Genomic DNA, 25,661 nt, shown 5'->3' with positions numbered 1-25,661 from the left:
AACTCTTCTCCACGCGAAATGAGCTCTTGCACAATTTTAATAGTCCGTGGTTCTGTGTAATCAACTTCAGTTGGACTCATCTCGAAGGGCTCGACGGCGTTCGTGCAGCACCAGCAGGATAATCATCCCCATTATTACACCTAAGACGATGCCGGCCTGTGTGGTCAACAACCATGCCAATGGGTACTCTGGGGAGGGTGGCGCATCGAGTCGAACTGAAGATAAGGCGGAATAGAGGTTGTTGGAGAACAACGCTCCCGATGAAATCCATGTCGCTGCCATAGGAGGTAGAAACCACCTTGATCCACGGCGGGATGATACCACCAGTATGCCCCACGCACCAGCAAAGGACCACACACCTGTACTCAATGACAGCAGGTACCACCATACATCGCGTCCCTCCATAGTTGCCTGGTCGATGCCAAAAGAGCCACCAACTGCCCAAAACACCTTGATGACACCGAGCAGAATGCAACCGGCAGCGACAATCCTAGCTAAGATGATCTGTAGTTGTAAAGTATTGCCCGGCAACTCCTTGTAGTCGGTTGTGCCACTCAGCGCCTCTGGCCAACGTGCCATTGCATACCCCGCTAATGCAAGCGGCAGGAAGATGCCAATCCCGAAAAGTGAGATCATGACGAAGATCTGCTCGTATACCCAGAAGTCGGCGGCACCTGCTTCTTGATCCCGGATCATAGCTGCAGGGCCCAGAATCGGTGCAATCAACAAAATGGGAACGAGCAAACCGGTACCAACCCAAATGGGTAGAGCGACCAACCACGCAGGTAGCCGCTCCCCCCATGGCCTGCAAAACGCCATTGCAAGAAGGATGCCAATCGCAGCGAGAACGGCGGTTACTGCGTTTATAATGCGCCAGCTGGCGTCACCCATTTGCTCGGTTGGAAGGAAGAAACCAAAAGTCCATACAATTTTGATCAGCAGGTAAGGTGTTACTGCTATTGCCGCACTATAACCGCAGATTCTACGCAACCTCATCAATCTTAAGGCCTTCCTCTCTGCACTAATTGCCATCTTCTCATCTCCTCTACAAGTTCTAACTCACTTTGTTTCATAATTATATATTCACAACTATCCTAATGCCTTTAAACCTTCTTTGTACAACTTTCAAGTACTTATATTTCCAAGACTCATATTAGTGCCTTCCTTACATAAGATAGTTACTCTAGATTATCGAATAAAATGCCATAACTTAACTTCGATTTCCCTTTGAATAAACCTTTCCTTAATTCCATTAGATGGCCTTTTAGTGGAGTAACTTTATTGCCGCTCAACAGTTCCTTAATCCGCCTTTCAGTTCAGATTTTCTTTTCACTATAAAAACATCCCCTTAGATAAACAGATCCAAAGGGACAAAACATCGCGTCTTTTTTATAAACACCGTGACTTTATTTAAAAGCGACATTAAAAATATTCTTCAAATCCTAGAAGCATAAGTTTGCCGCAAACTTATGGTTCATATCACACAAAACTTTATTAGGGGAAAGTTTTAAAAAATGCCCTTATAACAACACTTACATAAATGTAATATATAGTAAATTAATAGAATTAAGACTGACTATTCTTAACTTTTAAAAATTAAATCCTCGCCATACTAATGTGGTTAGATATCCAGTACTTCATGAAACATTAATAGAAATTGAAATTACTCTTCGTCTATCTCGTATTCATTAATATATTAATAATCGGATGTATCTGTTCATGAATATGGTAATCTGATTAAGATTCCCACTACACAAGTCCTACCTACCAGAAATTAGTCAAAAAGAGGAAACTGATGGGATAAAGCACCACAAGAATCGTTTTTTGGCCATCTGAAAGATAAAGCATATATAAAACCTTACGAGTGTTTTACTGAGTTGAAACAAGAGATAAAGAAATATATGACATACCTTAATCATTATAGATATCACTGGAATTAAAAAGGATTGGAGATGCTACAATAAATTGCACACTAAGTTAAAAGAAAAAGGTGATTCAGTTTATGAGTAGAAAAGTCTATAATCGTCAATTTAAATTGGCTGCAGTCCAATTACTATTGGAAGAGAATATGTTTGTGAAAGAGGTTTCAAAAGAATTATCTATCCATTCGAATACTCTTTATCATTGGATAAGTGAATATGGAGAAATTGCGTTACCATTGGGAATTTGTTTTACCCACATTTTCAATGGAGTAGCAATTGGCATTCTTAGTTCTTTAGCAATCGTATCATAACTCCGTCCATCATTTTTATACAAATGTACAGCTTTCAATTTAAATGTATCTGCATATTTTTGAAATGTTTTTTTTCATTAAAATATCCCTTCAAGTATAGTGTAACATTCCACATTAAGAATGTAGTCTTTTTACACTTTCTACTTAAAAGGGATAATACCAACTAATATTACCTTACTTGCACCAGCTTTAAGCAATAAATTTCTCCCGGTTTCAAATGATAACTTTTAGTATGTACATTTAATTATTTTTTATGAAAACCTTGTGTAATTCGATCTAATATAATTGCAATTACTACAATAGCAAGGCCTGCTTCAAAGCCCATACCTATATTAACTTGTGTAACCGACCGATAAACGTCTACGCCAAGACCTGGTGCACCGACAAGAGATGCAGTGACAACCATTGATAGAGAAAGCATAATACTCTGATTTACACCAGCCATGATTGTTCCCGTTGCAAGTGGAAGCTGTACTTTGAATAGTTTCTGTGACGATGTTGAACCAAAGGCATTAGCTGCTTCAATTAAATCTTCTGGTACTTGCCTAATCCCTAACTCAGTAAAGCGAATAGTAGGTGGCATTGCAAAAATAACAGATGCAATAATACCTGGTACTACTCCAACACCAAAGAATGTAATTGCCGGAATAAGATAAACAAATGCAGGCATTGTTTGCATAAAATCAAGAGTTGGTTTTAAAAATTTGGAAAACCTTTCGTTCTGAGATGCCAAAATCCCAATTGGTATACCTATAATGATAGAGATAATAACAGACGTCAAGACAAGCGCTAGTGTTTGCATGGTCTGTTCCCAATAGTTAACGTTAAGGATAAACAGAAATCCAATTAAAGAAAATACTATAAGTGAAATTTTACGGGAGGTGTACCAAACTAATAGGCATGTGATTGTAATAAAAATAATGGCTGGGATAAATATTAATAGATTTGTTAATAAATCAACAAATCCTCCGATAATAAAAGAAAATCCTTTGAAAAACCCTTCGAAATGCTGATACAAACTTGTAACAAGTGTATCAACCCATTCTCCTAAAGGAATACGTGGAATACTATTCATTATCATTCACCTCTTCCTCTACATTTCCTGCTAAAGCTTGAATAATACTTTCACGCTTTATTATCCCTCGTAATCTATGTTTATCATCTAGAACAGGAAGAGGTAACTTTGCCTTAACCATTTTTATATACATTTCTTCTAATAGAGTATCTAAATAAACAGGAGGAATGTCTGTTACTAATAAATCCGCTATCGGAACCTGTCTTTTAACAGCTTTACTAGCATTATCAGCAGTTAAGACACCTAAAAACTCATGTTTCTTATTCACTACATATACGCTAGAAACACTAGCATTTTTCATGATTTGGAGTGCAACACGTGGACCGCGATCAATTAATAAGGTTTCCGGTCTTTTCATAATGGATTCAGAGGTTAAAACTTTTCCTAAATTTACATCAGCAACAAATTGCTCTACAAATTCATTTGCAGGGCTCACCATAATTTCTTCTGGTGTTCCAATTTGAACAATTTCTCCGTCTTTCATTAAAGCAATACGATCACCAATTCGGAGTGCTTCATCTAAATCGTGTGTAATAAAAATAATCGTTTTTTTCATTTTATCTTGCAGTTCTAATAATTCATTTTGCATTTCTTTTCGAATAATCGGATCTAACGCACTAAATGATTCATCCATCAGTAGGACATCTGGATTATTTGTTAGTGCTCTTGCGATACCAACACGCTGCTGCATACCACCGCTAAGTTGTTCCGGATAACTATCTTTATTGTTTTCTAGACCTACTAATTTTAGAGATTCTAACGCTTTTGTTTCTCGTTCTTCTTTTGATACTTTTTGTATTTCTAAACCATATGCAACATTTTGTAGAACCGTTCGATGAGGGAATAAGGCGAATTTTTGAAATACCATACTCATTTTGTTTCTTCTTACTTTTCGAAGAGATTCTTTTCCCATTGTTGCGATATCTTCACCATCAATATATATATGGCCAGAAGTCGGTTTGATTAACTGATTTAACATACGAACAAGTGTAGATTTCCCACTACCGGATAATCCCATAATGACAAATATTTCACCAGCATAAACATCGAATTTTGCCTGCTTCACGCCAATATTCATACCAGTTTCTTTTAATATAGCAGCTTTGCTTTTTCCCTCTTCTAGTAAAGCGATTCCTTTAGAAGGATTTTTTCCAAATACTTTTGTAACGTTTTCAACACGTAATTTCGTTTCTTTCATTCTTTCACTCCTTTTCTTTGATTCTATACAAATACTGTAACGATTTCTAAACCAAATAGTACATTCCAATAGTTCATCAAAGACTTTTTTTTGTTTTTTTGTTAAGCTATTAATAGTTAGTTTATATTATTCATAGTTATAATTATAAAATATTTATTTATAAAAATAAAATATTTAGCTTTACTGAAATGATTTTCCGCGTTAGTTAAAGAAGAAATATCTAATCATAGAGACTAGGAGGAGCTTGATGAAGAAAAAAATATGGCTTCTGTGCATACTATTATTAATTAGTATAATTACTACTTCTTGTAGTGGTTTGAACAGTAATGCAAAGGGCAAAATCAAAATTGGTGTAACGAGTTGGAAAGAAAACATAGCTACCGCAAATATGTGGAAAGTATTACTTGAGCAAAAGGGTTATAAAGTTGAATTGTTATATTTAGAAAAGGCAGCCGTTTGGACCGGAGTAGCACGAGGAGATGTGGATGCCAACTTAGAGGTCTGGTTACCAATTACTGATAAGCCATTATATGAAAAATATAAGGATGATGTTGAAATAAAATCAGCGTGGTATAAAGGCACTGGTCTTGGTTTAGTTGTTCCTTCATACATGACAGATATCAATAGTATTGAGGATTTGAATATAAATAAGGATAAATTCAACAATAAAATCATTGGTATTGAACCTGGCAGCAGTTTAATGGGCTTAACAGATAAAGCGATAAACAAATATGGGATAGAGCTAAATCTTGTTCAATCTTCAGAAGCCGCTATGATGAGTGAATTAAAAAAAGCATATAATCAAAAGAAACCCATTGCAGTAACATTATGGAATCCACATTGGGCTTTTTCAGAGTTTGATCTTAAATATTTAAAAGATCCTAAAAAGGTGTATGGAGAAAAAGATGATATTTATTACTCTGTTCGTAAAGGATTTGAAAAAGATTATCCAGAGCTTATAAAGTATTTTGATAACTGGAACATGACCGATGAGCAACTCGGAACGTTGATGACCATGATTAATGAATCGAATGACCCTGAACAGGCCGCTGAAAAATGGATAAAAAAGAATAAAAAATTAGTAGATGCGTGGATGAAAAAGTAATCATTTATGGGGTACGGCAACCATTCCTTCTTTTTGGAACCACTCGTAAATACAAAGAAAGAGAAGTGATGTTTTCATATAATCATTTCTCTTTCTTTTGATTAGCTTGCCTTTTCAGTTGGAGGAAGCGATATTCCCCAATGTATCTATGCCATTTATTTCCCGCATAGTTCAGATAATACAATAAATATCCCCATGCAATTGTTGCAGTTCAAACTTTTGTATCCCACTACGTCTAGATAAAAATGCAATGACTCAGGTTGATTTCCAAAGTGAGAAACCTTTAGATCATTTGAACTTGTTTTATCTGAACTATATGGGGTATTACCACACATTCATCAACTTAAGGATTTAGACTATTTTTGAAGTTAAAAGCACATTACTATTCTTTTATCCATAAGTTGAATTATCACTAATTTTAAAACTTTTATTCTTGGTCTATATTACTTTTTATTCGGATTTATTTCTATCATTTGAATTTGGAATATGTCGCTGTCTTTTATTACCAGAACACGCATTTCTTCCTTAAATGAACGCCAGGGTTCAATTTTAATGGATTTAGTAGTTTTATCTAGTAGCGTATACTCATGAACGTAATATGATTTTTCGTTTTTACTCATTGTAATTTTTTCGTTCCCCCTTAAAATAATTAAAAAACTGTAGGTGTGTAAAAATTACACATTAAGTGATGTTGATTAATCTGTGTTTAGTTGGTATTGCCTATAGTAATCGTAATATCTTTTTAAAGATAAGAGAGATTTAAAGCCGATTTGCTTCATGATTTGTTCGGAAGTGATTTTTTGTTCAATCATTCTTAAAATAAAGGTGTTTCGGAAATGTTGAGCAGAAATCCCCTTTCGAAGATTCGCACGTTTTATTTCTAAACGAATCATTTTTTGAACAGAGATTTCAGTCAAAAATTTTGGAGCATCATCGTCATAGCTCCAATGATATGTCCCACGAATAAATTCAAAAGCAACAAATAATGGATCGCTGCTGTGGTATTTAGGACGAACAGGTTCAGGAATAGTTTTATAGTAATTGTATAAATGTAATTTGTCTTCTTCTTTCAAATGGATTGTACGATTTATTTTTGAGTCTTCAGGAATAGATAACGTATTACTTTCGAAATGAACGTGTTTCATTCGTAAAGAAACAAGCTCTTTTAAAGATAATCCATAGTCCAGGAGCAACGTAACGATAGAAATGTTCCGTTCTAAGATCATTGGGCGTGTTAATCTTTGTTTTTCAGTCAGTCCTTCTAATGAAGAGATAACCTCTTTTAGACGATTCTCCTCTTGGAGAGAAACGAAATCCTGACTACGTAATGCCCGATCGGGTGGATTTATATGAATGATCCCTTCAATCGGGCTTGGTAAATCTAAGTATTCGTACAATCTATTTAAGACAATATATATGCGGTGTATAGTTTTATCAGAGTATTGACGATCTTCTTTTAAATAATTAAAAAAAGCTTCGAAATCTTTTTTATGGAGTGATTCAAACAGATTATTTTCAGTAAACCTTTTTGATTGGTGCAGCCATTGAATGAAGCTTTCCACATCGTAAATATATCGTTTAATTGTGGAAGGTTTTCTTCCTTTGTTTGATAAATAAGAAGAGAAGCCTTGTATTGTATTTTGGATTTCTTTTGTATTCATCCTATATTTTTCACTCCTTATCCTCATACCTTTTGACTACTCTATAAAATGTAGGGCTTGTCATATTGCACTTTTTCATAGCGTATAGCGCTGTGATCTTTCCTTGTTTCCAATCGTTATATACATCAATAAATTCCTGAGTTATTTCAGTTTTGGGTCTACCCAAATGCTTACCTTTTTTCTTTGCAGCTTCAATGCCTTCACGTTGGCGAGTTTTTATTTTCGTCCGTTCTTCTTCAGCAAGCCAGGACAAGATTTGAAGTACCAAATCAGTAATAAGATTTCCTAAACTATCTTTATATTGAGTCGTATCTAAAAGCGGCATATCTAATACGACAATGTGAGCTTGTATATTTTGGGTAATATCTTTCCACTCCTGAAGGATAGCTTCTTTATTTCTACCGAAACGATCTAGGGAATGAATATATAAAATATCATCTTTTCTTAACATGCGTTTTACGAGTTGGTACTGATCACGATTAAAATCTCTTCCACTTTGTTTGTCGATAAAAATATCTCGTTCATCAGTGATGAGTTGTTTCATTGCTTCGAGCTGCCGATCTTCATTTTGATCTTTGCTACTAACCCTTATATATCCAAATTTCCTTGTATTCAAAATAAATAGACATCCTTTCAAAAATGTTTCTAATGAAATTATACCAAAAACGCTTCAAAAGGTGTCGTTAATTATTTAGTGCTTCAAAAGTATCTTTTCGAACCTTTAGAAGTACTTAATCAAGTAGGTTTTAATGCACTTCAAAAGGTGTACCTTTTGGATCGTAAAATAAGCCCGAAGAAATTAAAAGTTATTCGGTTCATTATTGTATTTTGAATTTTCCGCAAAAAATGACTGATATGTTGTAAAATTTAGGTATATAATAAATTTACATAAGAAAGAAGGAATATTCATGTTCAATAATTATATAAGCGCAAAGGACGAACTTTTTTATAAAAAACGTTTTTACAATGTATTAGCTTCAACTCCTCTTGTAGTCATTTCACTAATAGCTATATATTCATTAGATTTTGGAATAATTAATTTTGTAATCTTAACTGGCATTGCAATAATGACTTTATTAATTCAGTTCATTTATTATTATTCAAACTGGAAAAAACCTCTCAAGTGACTTTGGTAGGTTTCAAGATATATTGATTACCCATAATGGGAATTATGTGAACAATGCCGTTTTTTATAATAATTAAAAGGTGGAATATGTATTTTTTGATATATTGCACCTTTTACCAAATGGTAAAATACGGTTTATATTCTATAGGGTGGAGTTGAAAGAATGGATGATGTAAATACAAATGGTAAAATAAAAAAAACAAAAGGAAAAGCATTAATAATTATATTTTCTATGTTAGTAATTATAATTGGGGTCGGATATTGGAAATTTTTTAGTTTGCAAGGTGTTCCAAAAGGCGAATTAATTCAAACAGTGAAATCCCCAGATGGAAAATACCTCATAAAAACTTATTTTCATAATGCAGGATCATTAAGTGCCGATGCTGTTAGGGGTGAATTAGTTAATCTTAATACGGATTCAGCGGAAAATATATATTGGAATTATCCAGATGCAGATCCATATATTGAATGGGTAAATAAGGATAGTGTTAGAATTGGAAATCAAACTTTAGACATTTCAAAGAAAGAAACCTATGATTGGCGTGATGATGACAATCACATTAAAGAAATGCCTAAACAATTTATTAAATAAAACAAGAAAAATTAGATTTAGTCAATCTAACTTGTTTAATTATCGATAGGTAGAATTATATGAATAAAAAGTCCCTTTAGAAGATCTAAAGGGACTTTTCTAGGTTTCAAGATAGATTGACTACTGATAGGTGGTGTTATGTTAACTTGATGTATATAGGGGATGTAATTTTTTACTTATGATAAGGTATTAAATGAAAGGGAGAGATGTATGTGGATTATAAGGTAATTCAAAAGCATGAAAGTAATAATCCGAATCCTATTTCATTAAAAAAGGGAGAGATTATAAAAGTAGGAAACAAATATGAAGGTCCTGAAAACTGGGATAATTGGGTATATTGTCATACAAAAGAAAATGAGGATTGGGTTCCAGAACAAATTATAAAGAACGAAGGAAAATCAGCTTTTGTATTAGAAGATTATATAGCTAAAGAACTTAATGTTGAAGAAAAAGAAATTATTTCAGAAATTAGGGAACTAAATGGTTGGGTATGGTGTAAAAGAAAAACTAATGATGAAAAAGGGACAGATTGATTTAAGGAATCAGTCTGTCCAAAATCTAAAAAAATTCATTCACCAAGTTTTTGGACTTATAACATAAAATACGATTCCGTTAGGAATATATGGGCCTTATTCTCTTTTATTTTATTTTTGCACCAGAACCAAATTTAACATCTTAAAACTCTTAATTCATTAGTTGAGAAAGTAACCTGTCAATCGGATGGAACCATTCATATCAAGTACAGCCTTGTTAATCCATTACAAGAAACATGAGAAGGCCACTCCCATAAGGGTCAGTCGCCTTCTTTCAGTATCAGTTTCGTGACCGCTTCAACATGTGCGGAGTGTATGTTGAAATCATAGGTGTTGGTGGGTTTATGTAAAATGTTTGGTCACCTTAAAGAATACCCTATTTGGTGTGTTCTCTGTGATTTGATTAAGAATCTTTTAAACCAAATTCCATAAGTGAAGAGGCAACACTTTCACTATCATCGAATCTCGCCTCTAAAACTATGCCTTCACCATAAGAAGATGATATATAATCTTTGACTAATAATACTGATTATAAGCTAGTAAAATATCTACTTTATTGTTACTCTCTTTTGTTACGAATTCTAAATCCTAAAAATCGTTCTGTGTCATTATTTCCTCGTCGAAACTTAGCTACTATTTTTCCAGCTTTATCAAAGTTCTTTAAATCTTCCTCATCTAACTCATCAATATTAGCTGTAACAAAATATTGACCTTGCTCAGCCTTAACTAACACACTATCAACATATTTAATTAACTTTGCTTTAGCATATTTATCAGGTTTAGAATATGATCCATCATGTATTAAAAAAGTTATATTGTTCAATTCTTTTTTTATTCTATATATCAACCATGTTAAATCAAACATATTAACTTTCATGTAGTGTCTACCATGGGATCCTTCATCTTCAATTTCACAAGTGATTTTAATTCTACCTGTACTATCGTTTAAGTTAGTACCACTATTTAGTTCAAATTCTAATAAACCTTCTTCACCATACGCTTCATTTACTAATACATTAAATATTTCACTAATCTCTTTTAATTCATCCTTTTTTCCATCAAATATGTCTTGTTTCATTTGAATTTCTCGTAAGATATTTTGCTTTAACGCTGTTATTTCAGCACTAGTTTGAGCTTTTTCTTCATACAAGCTAATTTTCCCACGCACCTCATCTAATTGCTGGAACAAAAGATTTTTTTCTTCATTCATCTTTGTAATGTCTTTTAAAATTGCTGTTTGCTTAAAAACACTTGAATAATGTTTAATATGTTGTTCTAGTGTTTTTAATTCCCCTTTTAATCTTTTAATAGACTGCTCAGTTTCTACAATTTTAAATTTGAAATAATTACCTCTATTTTCAACCATATACTCATAGAAAGCTTCTATTTCTGACTGATTTTTTGATATTTCGTTTGGAAAATAACCTATTAATTGATTATAAAAAGATTCAATATCATTTAATTTTTTAATTTCATTAAGCTTTTCTTCTAAATCCTCAATATTTAATTTGTATTGCTTATTTATATACTCTAGCTCGAAGATTTGGTTTTGAATTTGATTATATTTCTTCCTATAAACATTGTATTTCTTTGCGCTATCTTTTAACGAACCAACAATCTCTACATTCTTTATGTCGTTATCGATATCTTTCATTTTCTTTAAGATATCTTTTTGCTTAGCTTTTAATTCTACAATTTCATTTTTTAAAGAATTAATGAGCTTCAATTTATCATTTACAGTCTTCAACTTATTTTTTATTACTTTAATTTCTTCCTCAAAACCTGTTGGTATATTAAATAGATAAGATAAATACTTCGCTTCTTCAGCAGCATTTCTCCTAGGTAGTCCTATACCCATAAAGCCTGTTTTTTCATCTCGAATAATATATTCTCTTAATGATGTAAACCTTGGTGTATCTTTAGTCAAATCGACAATGAAAACATTTATATATTCTCTATATTTTTCATTACCCTCTTTCATCCAATTACTTAAATCAAAAGATACATTTTCACTTTCTAATATATATCCATCTTCTGGCTCCAGAAGATATCTTCCTAGAAATATATTTTTCTTATTTACTTCTACATTCAAAACTATAAATAATTCTTTTTCATGTAATACTTTACTCTTACTCAATTCCTTAGGACATTCTCTACCTAATAAATAATTTATTGTATCTATCATGGTAGACTTTCCAACACCATTGGTTTCTTGTCCTTTTTCCCTGCGTTCACCTAAAATAACATTTAATCCACATAAATTAAACGGATAATTCTCTATTATTTTCCTTTCGTTAAAGCTATATATTATTAACTCTTTAATAATCATCTTATACCTTCTTAACCATATTATTTTCTACAATAATTAATCCCATCGAATATAAAAAGACTAATGACAAATATAATATTCTTTCTATATTTAGATTCAATAAAATATTTTCTTTTATAACGTAATCATTAAAAAGCTCATCAATATGTTTTTGCTCTTCAATCAATTCAAATAGAATTTTAGCATTCAATAAAACGTTTTCATGAACAGTCGAATGTTTTGACATTAAGAAAAAGTCCATCATGATACTTCCTTTTTGTTTTCATTATAAATATCACATTCATGAATTTCCCAATAGATAAGAATAGATATATAAATTTCTAAAGATTCTTCTGATAAATCCATTTGATCTCCATATTTTTCAGCAATCGCTTCTGCCATAGCAACAAAAATCTCATCACCATTATTATATTTATGCAATACCTTAAAATAGTATTTACTAATAAGACTAGGAACTAAATGTTTTTTCTCAAATCCAACAAAACTTGAAGATTTAAATATCTCATTTATTATTGGGAAATATACAGAATAATTATCATATTGCTTCTTTAAAGAAAGAGAACATCTCATATTTTCAAATTTATCTCTTACATCATTTAATTCGAATTTTTCTCTAAAAGAAATAGGTTCATCTTTACTAAGCACTTTATGAAAATCTATAAGGAAGTTTTTAAATTCTAACCTATTGATTGGCATAATGGGCTTAATAGATTGTGTATTAACAATTCCTTCCGAACTCAATGTTTTTTTTTTTATTTTTTCAAGTTCAAAAGTATACTTCCCTTCTACTAATCTCCTGTCCAAAGAGTTATTTACATGCCAAAATTCTTGAGATGGATTCCAAGTATGATAAACCACTTCCACACTTCCACTATTTGTATCTAAATTACCTTCTATAAAAATAGTATCCGAATAACCATCCACTACATTTGCCCCGGCAGTAAACATATGTACAGTCTTATAGTTGTTTGACTCTTGATAAATATTACTTTTATGTACGTGACCACATAAGTAAAAGTCTACTTCATTATCAGATAGCCTGTTTAAAAAGCTACTCTTTTCCGCATCATTAAAACAGTTTACTGTATGATGGCCTAACGCAAAGGTAATCTTATCCTTCTCGCTACTTATTTTCCTCATTTCATTTAATAAGTTTTGAAGACCCACTAAAATTCTGCCTTCTACATTATCCCCACCCGCAATTAAACATGTATTTATATGTATAACATTATATTCTTCAGTTTTTATTACAAAGTGGATAATATCTTTAGGATATCCGCGTTCTAAAAATCTTTCATATAAAGTTCTATAGCTTTGCTGTCCTTTATATAAAACTTCAAATGACTCTTCGTCAATTTCATTTATCGCTTTCTTACAATCATCTTCACTTAAGATACCTTTTATAACATTTCTCATTAAATTAGTTCTATTGATGTCGTGATTACCAGGAATCATATAAATCTTCTCTTTAGCAATATTTAATGAAGTTACAATTTCATTTAAAAATTCATATACTTCTTCCGTATATTCTTGCCCTTGATGTGTTATATCTCCAGTAATAAATAAACAATCAACTTTCCCATTAAAATGCTGATTTAAATAATCAAAAAAACTAATTCTCATAACATCTGTATCGTAATTTTTATAAATCAAATGTAAATCTGATAAATGCAACCATTTCATTATAAATTCCCTCTCTCGAACCAAATCGTTCCATATTATTAAGATAATAGTAACAAAATATTTGATATTATTCACTAATATAAATCTTTTTAAGTAATTTACTATATGAATAAGTTAAATAAAAAAACAACTACTCCAAAAAGGGGTACCGTCAGGAAAATGCGGATTTACAACGCTAAGCCCATTTTCAAGCCGATTCCCCCATTTTTAACAACGTTAAGAAAGTTTCAATGGTCTTAAAGAATCTAACGAGATCATTTTTTCTGAATTAAAATGGTATTCTCCAAGTAAATTAATATGTTCCCAACCTAGAGGTGACATATGGTGCAATAATTCTTCATTAAAACTATCTGACCGTTTTTGATATTCAACTGCTTTTGTTAGATGTAAGGTATTCCAAATACTGATGGCATTGATAATTATGTTTAAAGCACTGGCTCTTTGCAATTGATGCTGTATGGTTCGTTCCCTAAGTTCTCCTTGTTTTCCAAAAAAAATAGCTCTTGCCAGTCCATTCATGGCTTCTCCTTTATTCAATCCTCTTTGTATTTTTCTTCTTAGAGATTCATCCGAAATGTAATTAAGAATAAAGATCGTTTTTTCTATTCGCCCCATTTCACGTAGGGCTGTAGCTAAGCTGTTTTGTCTTGAATAAGAACCTAATTTCCCCATAATAAGGGATGCTGAGACTGTTCCTTCTCTTATTGAATGGGCTAATCGCAAAACATCTTCATAATTTTCTTCAATGACCTTTGTATTTATTTGTCCACGTAAAATAGCTTCTAGTTTTGGATACTCACTTGCTTTATCTATTGTAAATAATTTTGAGTCCGATAGATCTCTTATCCGTGGAGCAAATTTAAATCCTAATAAATGGGTTAATCCGAAAATTTGGTCTGTGTAACCAGCTGTGTCTGTATAATGTTCCTCGATGTTTAGATCCGTCTCATGGTGTAATAAGCCATCCAAAACATGAATTGCATCCCTCGAATTAGTATGAATAATTTTTGTGTAGTATGAAGAGAATTGATCACTCGTAAATCGATAGATGGTGGCTCCTTTTCCAGTTCCGTAATGTGGGTTTGCATCTGCATGTAGTGATGAAACACCTAGCTGCATTCTCATTCCGTCTGACGAAGAAGTTGTACCGTCTCCCCAATAGGAAGACAATTGTAATTTGTGATGAAAATTTACTAATACGGCTTGGACTTTATTCATTGCGTCTTCATACATGCGCCATTGAGACACATTGGCTAGTTGCTTATATGTAAGTCCTGGTGTGGCTTCAGCCATCTTACTCAATCCAATATTCATTCCCATTCCTAAAAGGGCAGCCATGATAATAATTGTTTCTTCTTTATCTGGTTTTCGATTATTGGAAGCATGGGTGAATTGCTCATGAAATCCTGTTATATATGCAACATCCATAAGTAAATCGGTTAATTTTATTCTTGGTAGCATTTGATAAAGACTTGCACTAAATTTCTTTGCTTCTTCTGGAGCATCCTTTTCTAAGCGTGAAATTGACAGTTTTCCTTTTTCAAGAGAAACCCCATCTAATTTATTGAAATTGGCAGACAACCACTTTAGTCTTTCGTTAAGGTTGCTGGTTCTCTCTGTCAAATAGTCTTCGTATGATAAACTAACTGATAACCTCGTATCCTCTTTCGTTTGATTCCATGTATCTTCCGAAAACAAATATTCCTCAAAATCTCTATATTGTCTACTGCCCACAGTGGATACATCACCAGCACGAACATGTTCCCTTAGTTCTGTTAAAACAGCCATTTCATAATAATGACGATTAATTGTACCGTCATCCCCATATAAGTGTTTTTTCCAACGCTTCGAGATAAAGTCCACAGGTGATTCATCAGGCACTTTTCGCTTCCCAGATTCATTCATACTTCGGATAATCTCCACAGCTTGTAAAAGTGGTTCATTTGCCTTTGTAGAATCAAATTCCAATACCCTTAAGAGCGTTGGCGTATATTTTCTAAGTGTATAAAATCGTTTTTGTAGTAAGTCTAAATAATCATAGTCGGCAGGACGTGCAAGCTCCTGAGCTTCTACCACCGAAGAGACGAAAGAATTCCATTCAATAACGGATTCTAAAACCTCAAAAGCGTCTAATTTTTCCTCCTTTGCTTTGATTAAAGCTTGTCCGATGTTCGTAAAGTGTATAACTTTCTCATTTAGCTTTTTACCGTTTTGTTTCTGAATCTCCTCTTGAGCCTTGCGGCCTTTTGATAACAGACTGAGTATTTGTCTATCATGAATTTCAAAAGCTTTATCCGTTAACTCCTGAGTAAGATGTAATAAATAGACGGTTAATATCGAATAACGTTTATTTTCTTGAAAGTCACGGAATGCATAAGGCTCATATCTTGAACCTAAGCGAGATAGCTGTAACAAGCGATTGCGATGCAAATGACTAATTTGTACCGTTTCTAATTCCATTCCCCGTATATATTCAAGTCGTTCTATTAATTTTAGAAATGTTTCGGGTGAAGGATGACCCGGTGGTTCCTTTAACCACCCCAATATAGTTTTATTGGATTCGGATGGATGCTGCGAAGTAATTATCTCTTCAAGCTTTTCTTTTTGCGTATTTGACAGAGATTGACTAACCGTATTAAATAGCTTCTCTTCAGCCATTGCTCTTGCCTCCCATACCATTCTTTCAAGTGTAGTGATAGCAGGCAGTATGATTTTGTTTTTTCTTAGAAAATCTATGCATTCATGTAGTAGATGAATGGCATCACCATTTTCCAAAGCTAATTGATGAAGGTGTTTAAATGTCATTCGATATTCTTTTAGAGTAAAAGTTACAAAGTCGTATTCATTTCGAATTTCTTTCAAATGATCCCAAAGTGTATTTTCTCTTTGAGGATAAAGACTAAGCGAAGATGGAGTAGAACCGATTTGTTTCGATATATAATGTATGACTGAATCTGGAATGCTTTTGATATGAGTGTATGGCCAACCGGGATACCGAAGAATGGCTAATTGAACGGCGAACCCTAAACGGTTTTCTTCTCTCCTTCGCTTATTTATAATTTCTAAATCTCGTTTGGAAAAAGTGTAGTAGGTTCCTAGCACCCACTCATCTTCAGAAATTTGCATAAAGGCTTGTCGTTGTTCCGGTGTAAGCAATTCTCTACCTCTCGCCATTTTCATACAGTATCATCTCATTTCTGTAATTATTCAGTTAATTAGTTCGATTATATATCAATAGAGTGTACCCTATTGAGAAGAAATCATTTCCTTGATATTATTAGTCTCATAGACTCTCAATAACACTTATCAAAAACATGTACAAAAAGAGGGATGAAAATGGTCTATGGATACGCACGTGTAAGTGCACAAGATCAAAATTTAGATACACAAATTGAAAAACTTATAAAATATGGAGTAGATGAAATCATAAAAGAGAAAATTAGTGGAGTAACAAAACAAAAGCCGGAGTTAGACACGTTACTTTCAAAATTAACTACTGGGGATACCTTAGTCGTAACTAGAATGGATCGTTTAGGTAGAAATACCATTCAACTGTTACAGTTAGTAGAACAATTTCGGGAAAAGGATGTTCACTTTGCAATTTTAAATTTAGGAATTGATACAAGAACTCCAACGGGTAAGTTCTTCTTAACTGTCATGGCTGCCTTTAGTGAATTAGATCGTGAAATGATTAAAGAAAAACAACATGCGGGAATAAAGCTAGCAAAACAAAAAGGAGTATATAGAGGAAGAGTGAAGAAATACACAGATAAACATCCTGGCATGAACCATGCCATTGAATTACGTCAAACTACCGATAAAACGATAAAAGAGATATGTACAATTACAGGGATCAGTCAGGCTGCGTTTTATCGTAGACTAAAGGAAATTGAACAAGATATTTAGATCCTGATTTATAATAAATATTTTATAATCGTAAAGGGAGAATATAATGTACTCTATAGGCAAATTTTCTGAAATATGTAATATTCCTGTTAAAACATTACGCTACTATAGCGACATTGGATTACTAAAACCTTCTTACATAGATCCTGTAACAAACTATCGGTATTATGACTACGAAAAAATTCAAATTATGAAAAAAATTATGCTTCTAAAAAGCTGTCAATTTCCCTTAACTACGATTAAGGAATTTATTGAAAACCCTGATCAAGTACAATGGAAAAGCATATTAGAGCATAAAATATATGAGCTTGAGGATCAAAAAGGACAAATCTCCAAACAAATAGAAGAGATGAATCGGTTAAAAATACAAATAGAAAAGAAAGCATCTATAATTCCTGGGCCGGTTATATCTAGCTGTTATATTGAAAATCGAGAGGGAATAACAGTTTATTCTGTTCGTGAGAAAATAAAGATAAAATTTATAGATAAGTTGGTTAAAAAATTATTTGATCGAGTTTATGCTTTTAATCTTGTAATAAATGGAAAACTAATGGCTATCTTCCATGATAGAGATTTGAATCAAAAGGAGGCAGACGTAGAACTTCTTCTTCCAGTAAAAGATACGAATAAAATAGACAATTGTAGGATTTTAGACAAAGGGATATACGCATGTCTGACTGTTAAAGGTCCCTATTCAGAGTTGGATGTAGGATATGAAATATTGAAAAATTGGATACTAGAACAGAATCTAATCCAGAGCGGAAAAGCAATAGAGATTTATGAAAAAGGTATTGTTCCTTCTAATATTAATTTAAGAGACATACGACCAGATTTAAACAGACATCCATCAGAGTTTATTACGAAAATATGTATTCCAGTTATCAAGAACTATAGTTAAGTAACAGTCATTTATATCGAAACAGGGTAAACTCTCCACTTACTGGAGGGTTTATTCTATATATATACAAAAGTATAAGCGGAGGGAGTTACTATGTATCATCCGAGATTAAAAGGAAATGTTTATCAGGCAGGAAAGCATTATGCAGAAATTCTTTATAAAAATGGGTTTCGATTTCCAAAAATAACAGAGAAAAAATTAAAATTTGGGGAGTTATGCAAACCTATTCTTACTGAATTTAACCCTTCTATTGTTAAGGAAATACAAGGATTTGCTGATGGCTGCCATTCTTCTTTTGAAGAAGTAAGTGCATTTCTATTAAGTATAGGTGTATTTGAATTGGCTGGTCAATGCAGCATCTTTGCAGCATTCAATGGAGGAGAAATGATTGTTGGACGTAATTATGATATGCTCTTAAATTTAAAGAAAATAACAGAGTCCTCATTAGTTTGTTTTGAAGGCAAAAATAAATATGTAGGTCATTCAGATTGTTTTATTGGAAAAGTTGATGGTATAAATCAACATGGTTTATTTGTAGGAATTACATCGGTTCCTCACGAGGAAATTAAGCCAGGATTGAATTTTTATTTTGCTGTTAAATATATTTTAGAAAACTGTTGTACCGTGGAAGAAGGAATAGAAGTGTTAAAAAGATTCCCAAGTTCGGTAGCTAATAACTACTTGTTAGCAGATTCATTAGGGAATATGGCTGTTGTAGAAGTTACCCCTAATGACTATCAAGTGCGTCTTCCCACCAATAATTATATTCATTGTACCAATCACCATGAAAGTACATCAGTATCTGAAAGCTGGAATTGGAGCAAATCAAAAGAACGTTTTGAAACATTAGATATACGTCCTAAAGAAAACGTCAATAAAATGACTCTTTCCATTGCGCAATCAATTATGTCAGAAACAAAGGGACATGTTTGTTTAAATTTAAAAGAACATAATTTTGCTACGCTCTTCTCTGTTGTAGCAAACTTAAATACATTAGATATAAACAGAGCTGAGGGACAACCAAACAGAGCAAAATATATATCGGATAGACGGTTGATAGATGTCGTTTCAATAGGACACCTTATGTATTACCACGATATTAATCAATAAATTGGACTGGAGAGAGACAAATATGAAAGATTCAATTCAAGGTTATTTTTCTTTTCTTGAAGGCAACAGCCACGAGATTGGTAGAAGGCAAGGAGAAGAAATAAAAAAGATTCCTAATGCAATGAATGTAGTTTTATTATCCGAACCAATAGATGAGGCGAAATTTAAGGATATGGAAAAATTAATGAACCAGTATTGTCCCGGTTTAATCGAGGAATTACAAGGGTTTGCAGATTCACTAAATGTAAAGCCTAGTTATCTTAATTTCTTTGATGAAGCTTTGCTACAACCAGGTGGATGTAGTTTGGGTGCTGTTTTACCGTCTAAAACAAATGATAGTAAAACCTATGTCCTTAGAAACTACGACTTGTCACCAGCAATATCTGATATGAGACTCTGTACAACAAAAGTAAAGGGTAAATACAGTCATACCGGATTCTCCGTTTCTTATTTTGGTCGAAGTGAAGGCTTAAATGAAAAGGGGTTCTGTGTAGCTTTTGCCTCTTGCGGTATGCCAGTTGGAAAACATCTAGGAATGAAAAAGCCTATCATAAAAGGACTACAATTTATGGTAATAGTCAGAGCTTTACTTGAAAATTGTAAAGACGTTGAGGAAGGAATTTCTTATTTAGAGGATATGCCTATTGGAACAAATATGAATTTGCTTCTGGCAGATGCCAATGGTAACGCAGCTTTAATAGAAACTTATGATGGAAAAAAGGTTGTAGAAAGAGGCAATAAAAAATCAGGATTTTTTATTGCAACCAATCATGCTGTAATGCCAGAAATAATTAAGTTAGAAAGCGGAAAATTAGAACAATCTGAAATGCGTTATAATTTTTTGAAAGACAACTTAGAAAGTAATAATTTTATTACAAAGAATGAATTACAACAATTAATGTTAAAGGAATACCCTAAGGGTGTAACAGTACACAATTTTGAAGAAAATTTCGGAACTGTTCATTCTATACTATTTAATCTTAATGACAAACAATTAGATATTTCTTTCGGTTCCCCTATAAATAATAAAATCTATAAATTAAAAGTAGGAGAAACCTTGCCTTTTAACGAATTAGAAATTTTTATTAAGAACAATAACTATGGGCCAAACTTTTGGAAACTAGTCAAATAATACTTCCAATATCAGAAGGAATGGATAACTCTAAGCATCCTTTTCTAAATAACCTAATACTAATTAAAATAACAAACGATTCCTTTCAAATAAGAAAGCAGTTCTTTAGTGAATATTATAATATTTATAGGATGCGGAGAGATTATCAAGCCCTTTGTAACTAAGAAAGCATGTTCAAAAAAATTAGGGAATCTAGTTTTGGGTTATAAAGAATCCTTGTGGAAGGAATTAAAAAATGAAAATATCTGAATTATAAAGAAATGTTAGAGAGTTTAGTAAAAATAAAGGTTTTGAGCATTCAACGATTGAAGAAAGAACCTTATTTTTGGTTACAGAAATAGGAGAAGTAGCTCAAGAAGTTTTAAAAATCTCTTCCATACCTGATGCTGATAATATTAATGAACTAAAAGAACATTTGAGTTTTGAAATATACGATGCGGTATGGAATCTTTTTGATCTTGCCAACAAGCTCGATATCGATTTAGAAGAGGCGTTTAGAAAAAAGAGTGAGATAAATAAATATAGGAATTGGGATTAATAATTTTAAAAGTTTAAATGGAATCCGGTTTTCGTTTTGAAGGCCGGATAATTTACGAACATTTTCTTACCGTTGTAAATCCGCATTTTCCTGACGCTACCCCTATTATAGTTTACATAGTAATAATATTGAGAAATTTTTACATAAGCCCGGTATGTTTTACATAGTAAGTGTAGAGATTGCTTGTTTGTAGATTAGTTGTTGTTTACCATGAACCAGATTAATTAAAGCATATTATTTATTTCCTCTGGTTTTATTATAGCCTCTTTTATAAGAATTGTAGGTTTCAATTGCATACCTTTCTAATTCATTCAAAGTATTAAAACCACTTTTTTCAAGAGCTATCATCTTGATTGTCCAATAATCTCCGTATTTGTAATCTGCATAAACATCTCCATTACCCTTTCCAGTGAAATGATTGTTCACTCGATTTAAAACCTGCTTTCCTTGTCCCACATAATATAAATCTTTAGATTTATTATGTAATATATACACTCCTGCGAAGTTATAATTATTAGAATACAATGCTCTCCCTTTTCCACCGAAACTTTTATTTCTCATTTCTAAAAATTCCTTAGTCGTTAACTCTAAAGTATTATTAGCTAATCCGAAAATTTGTTCTCTAATTTTTTTTGCTGACGAACTTGAAATATAAAGATTAAAATAATAAATACTATAACAATAAATGGTAATAAGTACAAAAAGTCCATATTCGTACACCCCTTTTGATTAATGCAATGATGACTTCTCTCTCTTTTCTCGCATATATACTGCAAATTGCATCATTTCTTCTTGGGTAAATTGTTTTCCTTCAGTTGCCCCTTGTTTAGCCGTCCCAATAAATACTAAATCATCCCATTTGGAAAATGGTGCTTCTCCTTTAAAAACCATTTCACTATATCTTTTCCATTCCCCATTAATGTTCACTACATTATATCTTCCCTCATTAGCTAAGAAACTCATTGCAAACATTTTATCAGAGTAATAGAAATCACATTCCCTATTCGGATCGAGTAATTCTTCCCAACTAATATTAGTCATTAAATCTTCTTCTGGAATTTCACGTTTCTCTGTTTCAATAAGTTCATAAGATGAAATTGGTAAATCGTCTAACTCATCATCATATACTTCTTTCATGATCCAACAGTCTTTACTTGCGCCTTCTGCATAATATTGATACCAGCTATTGTCATGCGTTTTATATACATAAATAAATCCATTTGTAACTGTCTTACGATAAGTTTCAACGATATAACTGTGATCAAAATTCCCCGTTTGGTCATATAGTGTGTCATCATCATGATAAGTTTCAGTTTCAATAATGAGTTTCTTTTTCTCGCCTTCAATTATATATTCATAGCCGTCGACTACTGGAAAGTCTTCTGGATAATCATTCATACACCTTTTTTCTATTAAGCAATCCTTTACTTTGCTTATGGCTGCTTCAGGAATCTCTTCCAACTTTACGAACTCTTCAAATTCATTATTAATATCTATTCCATAAGGTTCTAATATTTGATGCAATTGTCTAGCAACCCTTGTTTCTTCATAAATCATATATTCATACTCTTTAGGATTGAATTCTGTTACTAAAACATATGTATCCAAAGGGTTTATCGTATATGTATTTACCCATTTATTAGGTTGATTGAAAACTCCGTGTGGGATTAAATATCCCCATAGCACCACATACTTCTGAAAGTTCTCTTCTGGTACTACAAAATACGATGAACCTTCGTTTGTTTCTCTTTCTAGTACACGTTTTCCACTGAACAATTTACGCATATACATACCTCCATGATTAGTACAAAATAATAAAATATAAGGCTCATACTAAGTGTAATACTATCATATTTAAATTGAAATAGAGGTATCGCCAGCATTTCGGAAAAAACCCACGTTAAGCAAAAAATAAAATAAGCTGTCCAGATGGACAGCTTATTTACATAACTACCGTTAGCGGAAGTAAATAATTCAAATATATTTTTCAGTAGTTTAACATCTTCTTTTTAATAACAATTTTGTTAATCGATATGTTTGTGTAACCACTGTTTAAATACCTTTAACTGTTCTTCAGTATGAAAGTAATGTTCACCTGTTTCCATGACTTCTAATTCACAACGATGTTTTTTTGTAAAATAGTTAATAATTTCAAATTCGCACAGTTCATCCTTGGCTCCATACATAATATATGTATCTGTATTCCACGTATTAATAGGATGTTCTTTTACATAGCATAAATAATCCCAATATAACTTTTGACCAACAGGTGTTTCTATAGTCATTTCTTTTTGCAAAAGCTCTGGTGTTACATTAAACCATTTCATCATATTTTCTATAATTCGTTCCATATTAACTACTGGTGATAAAAATAATGCCTTTTCTAACACATCATTTTGATAGGCTAAAAGGCTAAAATAAGCTCCCATACTACATGCAAACACACTTACTTCTTTCCAATGTTTTTTTGCGTAATTCATAACTATAGATAATTCACTAACACAAAACTGTACTTTGCAAGGAGTATTATCATTTATTCTTTCTCCATGCTCAGGTAAATCAAAGCTTAGTACTTGATAACCTTTTTGATTGGCTTCTTCAGCAAACATTTCAATAACTGCATCTTCTTTATTTGACATATTTCCATGTACTGCAATAAAAATTTTTTCACTCTTATTTCCCCATAAAACAGTGGGAATATTACTAATTTTAAAATTATCTTTAAGCATATTTCCTCCAAAGGATAAGACATATAGGACTTGGCCAAAAATCGAACACACTTTATAATCCTCTACTCATTTTTAAAACAAATTAATTATAATATCTTTCTACCCCTGTATAACAGAATTTACTTTGTATTTAAAACCTTTCTTTTTTCATTTCTTGAGAATCTACAAATTCTTATTTTGATTTCTTATTGAGCTAATCTACTTTGTAATGGAGGAAGAGTTTTTAAACAATTATATTATTTTTTAAATGACTTTATTATCTCTGCACATGTAAAATTCAAAAGTGAAAATCAATGTATATTCTATACATACTTGGTTAACATAACGTCTCATTATCGGTAGCAAGGAAAAAGGCGGAATCTTATTCTCACAAAGGAACCTTCTTTTTTTGTTCTATGGATCTATGCATTTTTTTATACATTCCTATCCTGAAAAGGTTTTAGAGTTATCTTTTGTTACTGAATTAGCTGAAAAACTGCATAAAATTTTGCATACTCTTAGCGTGGTTTTTTTCCGAAATGCTGGCGGTACCCATTAAATAGCAAGTGTAGAGATTGCTTGTTTGTAGATTAGTTGTTGTTTACCATGAACCATCATTAGGACGGTAAATTTATCTGTTGCAAGGATCTGCCCACGTACTGGAACGCCATTCTTTAAAAATACAGTAACTTCCCCTTTTTTCACTTTCAATTGTTCATACATATCTTCTTGTAAATTAAACATGAAATGCGCCCCCTGGTTTGTTTGTATTTACTTTTCTTCTAATACATGCTGCTTTTCACTGTTGGATATTTGTGATTCCCATTCACTTTCTATTTTTCTAGTTTACTTACATAATATCTTTTCACTTCATGAAGAATCTCATCATGTTCGTATTTTCTTGGCTTTCTATGATTTTCTTTTACAAACTGTGTATATTCTCTATATATAACCAATTAGAAATATGCTCTTTTTGTTTGAGGTGTGACCATTTTTGCTTGTTTGAAGGATCTTGCCAATTACTTTTACATGATTTTCCATCTTCATTCAGCCCTTTTATTTTCAGAACGAATATATAAATATCGTAACATCAAAGATATATATGTCGCAAAAGTTAAATGTAGACTAGTTCGTTGTGTTGTTATTTTTTATAATAAATACGGTACGTGAAATTATTTTATTGATCTTTAAAAAAGCCCCTTGTAAGGAGCCACTTATTTTACAAGGTACTGTTTTACTTCTTTTATTAATAGTTCCGCACCTTCTGGACTTAATGTTATCTTACCATTTGCTAATGCTATGTTACGATTTGACACCTCTCCTGTTAATGCACAAACACGCCCCGGCTGATACTTCTGTAAAACAATATCTTCACCTTCTACAAAGATCTCTAATGGTGATTTTTCTTTAATACCTAGCGTATTTCTAAGTTCCTTTGGAATTACCACACGCCCTAATTCATCTATTTTTCTAGTTACTCCGGTTGCTTTCATCTAATATCTTTCCCCATTTCATTATCAATTGTACCCAAGTTATTCTTTACTATTGTAACAAGCTTTTCCCATACATGAAAATTTATTTGCATTTACAAAAGAACAAGTAAAATAAATAGAGGATTTTTGGCACGATAACAAGATAAGTAATTGAAATGAAGCAATTCGTCAGCTCGTAGAGAAAGCGTTAAGTCTTAAATAATGACTATCCTTTTTATTCCCCCTAAAAACCCAAAAAAAACACATGTAAAGTCCTTATCTGCCTTTTCATATGTTTTTAAAATGAACAAGACCTATTGCATTAACTTGTCCATCGAAACGCAAAATAAACAAATCTGAAG

The 25,661-nt window shown here is 32.3% G+C and carries 24 protein-coding genes and 3 pseudogenes; 12 read left to right on the top strand and 15 right to left on the bottom strand.

The annotated features are described in order from the left end of the window. Positions 1-66: 66 nt before the first annotated feature. Complete coding sequence (locus QCI77_RS29020; protein WP_002144228.1) at positions 67-1,032, bottom strand: hypothetical protein; 966 nt, start codon at positions 1,030-1,032, stop codon at positions 67-69. Positions 1,033-1,744: 712 nt separating this feature from the next. Here QCI77_RS29020 and QCI77_RS29015 point away from each other — a divergent pair. Then, positions 1,745-1,940: pseudogene (locus QCI77_RS29015) on the top strand (IS3 family transposase); the annotation flags it as partial. A gap of 62 nt (positions 1,941-2,002) precedes the next feature. Beyond that, complete coding sequence (locus QCI77_RS29010; RefSeq protein WP_353825954.1) at positions 2,003-2,233, top strand: transposase; 231 nt, start codon at positions 2,003-2,005, stop codon at positions 2,231-2,233. A gap of 244 nt (positions 2,234-2,477) precedes the next feature. Here the strand turns inward: QCI77_RS29010 and QCI77_RS29005 are convergent, their stop codons facing one another. After that, positions 2,478-3,308 carry an ABC transporter permease gene (locus tag QCI77_RS29005; protein WP_002144230.1) on the bottom strand — a complete coding sequence of 277 codons (831 nt, stop codon included), beginning with the start codon at positions 3,306-3,308 and terminating at the stop codon, positions 2,478-2,480. After that, positions 3,301-4,506, bottom strand: coding sequence for a quaternary amine ABC transporter ATP-binding protein (locus tag QCI77_RS29000; RefSeq protein WP_002144231.1), 1,206 nt, complete (start codon positions 4,504-4,506; stop codon positions 3,301-3,303). Before QCI77_RS29000 ends, QCI77_RS29005 begins: the two co-directional genes overlap by 8 nt. A 247-nt stretch (positions 4,507-4,753) precedes the next feature. Here QCI77_RS29000 and QCI77_RS28995 point away from each other — a divergent pair, with 247 nt between their 5' ends. Next, positions 4,754-5,611 (top strand): glycine betaine ABC transporter substrate-binding protein, encoded by an 858-nt coding sequence (locus QCI77_RS28995; protein WP_061674713.1) that lies wholly within the window; start codon positions 4,754-4,756, stop codon positions 5,609-5,611. Between the two features lie 695 nt (positions 5,612-6,306). Here QCI77_RS28995 and QCI77_RS28990 read toward each other — a convergent pair. Beyond that, positions 6,307-7,272, bottom strand: a complete 966-nt coding sequence (locus tag QCI77_RS28990; protein WP_353825953.1) for a tyrosine-type recombinase/integrase — start codon at positions 7,270-7,272, stop codon at positions 6,307-6,309. Positions 7,273-7,282: 10 nt separating this feature from the next. After that, a complete protein-coding gene (locus QCI77_RS28985) occupies positions 7,283-7,888 on the bottom strand; it encodes a recombinase family protein (protein WP_113735404.1) in 606 nt (201 codons plus the stop codon). A gap of 292 nt (positions 7,889-8,180) precedes the next feature. On the opposite strand from QCI77_RS28985, the gene QCI77_RS28980 reads away from it, so the two are divergent. From QCI77_RS28980 to QCI77_RS28965, 4 genes and pseudogenes are all read left to right on the top strand, one after another. Further along, positions 8,181-8,399: a hypothetical protein gene (locus QCI77_RS28980; RefSeq protein WP_353825952.1), complete on the top strand. Its 219-nt coding sequence runs from the start codon at positions 8,181-8,183 to the stop codon at positions 8,397-8,399. A gap of 162 nt (positions 8,400-8,561) precedes the next feature. Next, positions 8,562-8,990 carry a DUF5412 domain-containing protein gene (locus QCI77_RS28975; protein ID WP_353825951.1) on the top strand — a complete coding sequence of 143 codons (429 nt, stop codon included), beginning with the start codon at positions 8,562-8,564 and terminating at the stop codon, positions 8,988-8,990. A gap of 212 nt (positions 8,991-9,202) precedes the next feature. Next, complete coding sequence (locus QCI77_RS28970) at positions 9,203-9,523, top strand: SH3 domain-containing protein (RefSeq protein ID WP_353825950.1); 321 nt, start codon at positions 9,203-9,205, stop codon at positions 9,521-9,523. Then, positions 9,501-9,590 (top strand): annotated as a pseudogene (locus tag QCI77_RS28965) (IS6 family transposase); the annotation flags it as partial. The gene QCI77_RS28970 and the pseudogene QCI77_RS28965, both read left to right, overlap by 23 nt. A 492-nt stretch (positions 9,591-10,082) precedes the next feature. Here QCI77_RS28965 and QCI77_RS28960 read toward each other — a convergent pair. The 4 genes from QCI77_RS28960 to QCI77_RS28945 form a co-directional block, all read right to left on the bottom strand. Continuing rightward, positions 10,083-11,852 (bottom strand): DUF2326 domain-containing protein, encoded by a 1,770-nt coding sequence (locus QCI77_RS28960; RefSeq protein WP_353825949.1) that lies wholly within the window; start codon positions 11,850-11,852, stop codon positions 10,083-10,085. A 1-nt stretch (position 11,853) separates the two neighbouring features. Further along, a complete protein-coding gene (locus QCI77_RS28955; RefSeq protein ID WP_353825948.1) occupies positions 11,854-12,078 on the bottom strand; it encodes a hypothetical protein in 225 nt (74 codons plus the stop codon). Positions 12,079-12,092: 14 nt separating this feature from the next. Further along, positions 12,093-13,535 (bottom strand): metallophosphoesterase family protein, encoded by a 1,443-nt coding sequence (locus QCI77_RS28950; protein ID WP_353825947.1) that lies wholly within the window; start codon positions 13,533-13,535, stop codon positions 12,093-12,095. 216 nt (positions 13,536-13,751) lie between these two features. After that, positions 13,752-16,715, bottom strand: coding sequence for a Tn3 family transposase (locus QCI77_RS28945; RefSeq protein ID WP_353825946.1), 2,964 nt, complete (start codon positions 16,713-16,715; stop codon positions 13,752-13,754). Positions 16,716-16,871: 156 nt separating this feature from the next. On the opposite strand from QCI77_RS28945, the gene QCI77_RS28940 reads away from it, so the two are divergent. The 5 genes from QCI77_RS28940 to QCI77_RS28920 all read left to right on the top strand — a co-directional run bounded on the left by QCI77_RS28940 (position 16,872) and on the right by QCI77_RS28920 (position 21,119). Continuing rightward, complete coding sequence (locus tag QCI77_RS28940; protein ID WP_353825945.1) at positions 16,872-17,441, top strand: recombinase family protein; 570 nt, start codon at positions 16,872-16,874, stop codon at positions 17,439-17,441. Positions 17,442-17,487: 46 nt separating this feature from the next. After that, positions 17,488-18,339 carry a MerR family transcriptional regulator gene (locus tag QCI77_RS28935; RefSeq protein WP_088667688.1) on the top strand — a complete coding sequence of 284 codons (852 nt, stop codon included), beginning with the start codon at positions 17,488-17,490 and terminating at the stop codon, positions 18,337-18,339. A 93-nt stretch (positions 18,340-18,432) separates the two neighbouring features. Beyond that, positions 18,433-19,449 (top strand): C45 family autoproteolytic acyltransferase/hydrolase, encoded by a 1,017-nt coding sequence (locus QCI77_RS28930; RefSeq protein ID WP_353825944.1) that lies wholly within the window; start codon positions 18,433-18,435, stop codon positions 19,447-19,449. Between the two features lie 22 nt (positions 19,450-19,471). Beyond that, on the top strand, positions 19,472-20,581 hold the full coding sequence (locus tag QCI77_RS28925; RefSeq protein WP_353825943.1) for a C45 family autoproteolytic acyltransferase/hydrolase: 1,110 nt from the start codon (positions 19,472-19,474) through the stop codon (positions 20,579-20,581). A 304-nt stretch (positions 20,582-20,885) separates the two neighbouring features. After that, positions 20,886-21,119, top strand: a complete 234-nt coding sequence (locus QCI77_RS28920) for a MazG nucleotide pyrophosphohydrolase domain-containing protein (RefSeq protein WP_483299002.1) — start codon at positions 20,886-20,888, stop codon at positions 21,117-21,119. 234 nt (positions 21,120-21,353) lie between these two features. Here QCI77_RS28920 and QCI77_RS28915 read toward each other — a convergent pair whose 3' ends face one another. From QCI77_RS28915 to QCI77_RS28890, 6 genes and pseudogenes are all read right to left on the bottom strand, one after another. After that, on the bottom strand, positions 21,354-21,839 hold the full coding sequence (locus QCI77_RS28915) for a GIY-YIG nuclease family protein (protein WP_353825942.1): 486 nt from the start codon (positions 21,837-21,839) through the stop codon (positions 21,354-21,356). Between the two features lie 9 nt (positions 21,840-21,848). Next, the gene (locus tag QCI77_RS28910; RefSeq protein ID WP_353825941.1) at positions 21,849-22,904 is read right to left on the bottom strand and encodes a hypothetical protein; all 1,056 of its coding nucleotides are present in this window, start codon (positions 22,902-22,904) and stop codon (positions 21,849-21,851) included. A gap of 239 nt (positions 22,905-23,143) precedes the next feature. Beyond that, complete coding sequence (locus QCI77_RS28905; protein WP_353825939.1) at positions 23,144-23,848, bottom strand: alpha/beta hydrolase; 705 nt, start codon at positions 23,846-23,848, stop codon at positions 23,144-23,146. A gap of 534 nt (positions 23,849-24,382) precedes the next feature. Beyond that, positions 24,383-24,571 (bottom strand): RNA chaperone Hfq, encoded by a 189-nt coding sequence (gene hfq / locus QCI77_RS28900; RefSeq protein WP_353825938.1) that lies wholly within the window; start codon positions 24,569-24,571, stop codon positions 24,383-24,385. 27 nt (positions 24,572-24,598) lie between these two features. After that, positions 24,599-24,868 (bottom strand): annotated as a pseudogene (locus tag QCI77_RS28895) (transposase). Positions 24,869-25,041: 173 nt separating this feature from the next. Next, on the bottom strand, positions 25,042-25,320 hold the full coding sequence (locus tag QCI77_RS28890) for an AbrB/MazE/SpoVT family DNA-binding domain-containing protein (protein WP_088031163.1): 279 nt from the start codon (positions 25,318-25,320) through the stop codon (positions 25,042-25,044). Between the last annotated feature and the right edge of the window lie 341 nt (positions 25,321-25,661).

Origin of the sequence: Bacillus cereus group sp. MG9 (assembly GCF_040459995.1) — a bacterium.
Classification (GTDB): Bacteria; Bacillota; Bacilli; order Bacillales; family Bacillaceae_G; genus Bacillus_A; species Bacillus_A mycoides.
Note: the sequence above shows the minus strand (reverse complement) of the source record. Positions and strands in the feature narration are given on the sequence as shown.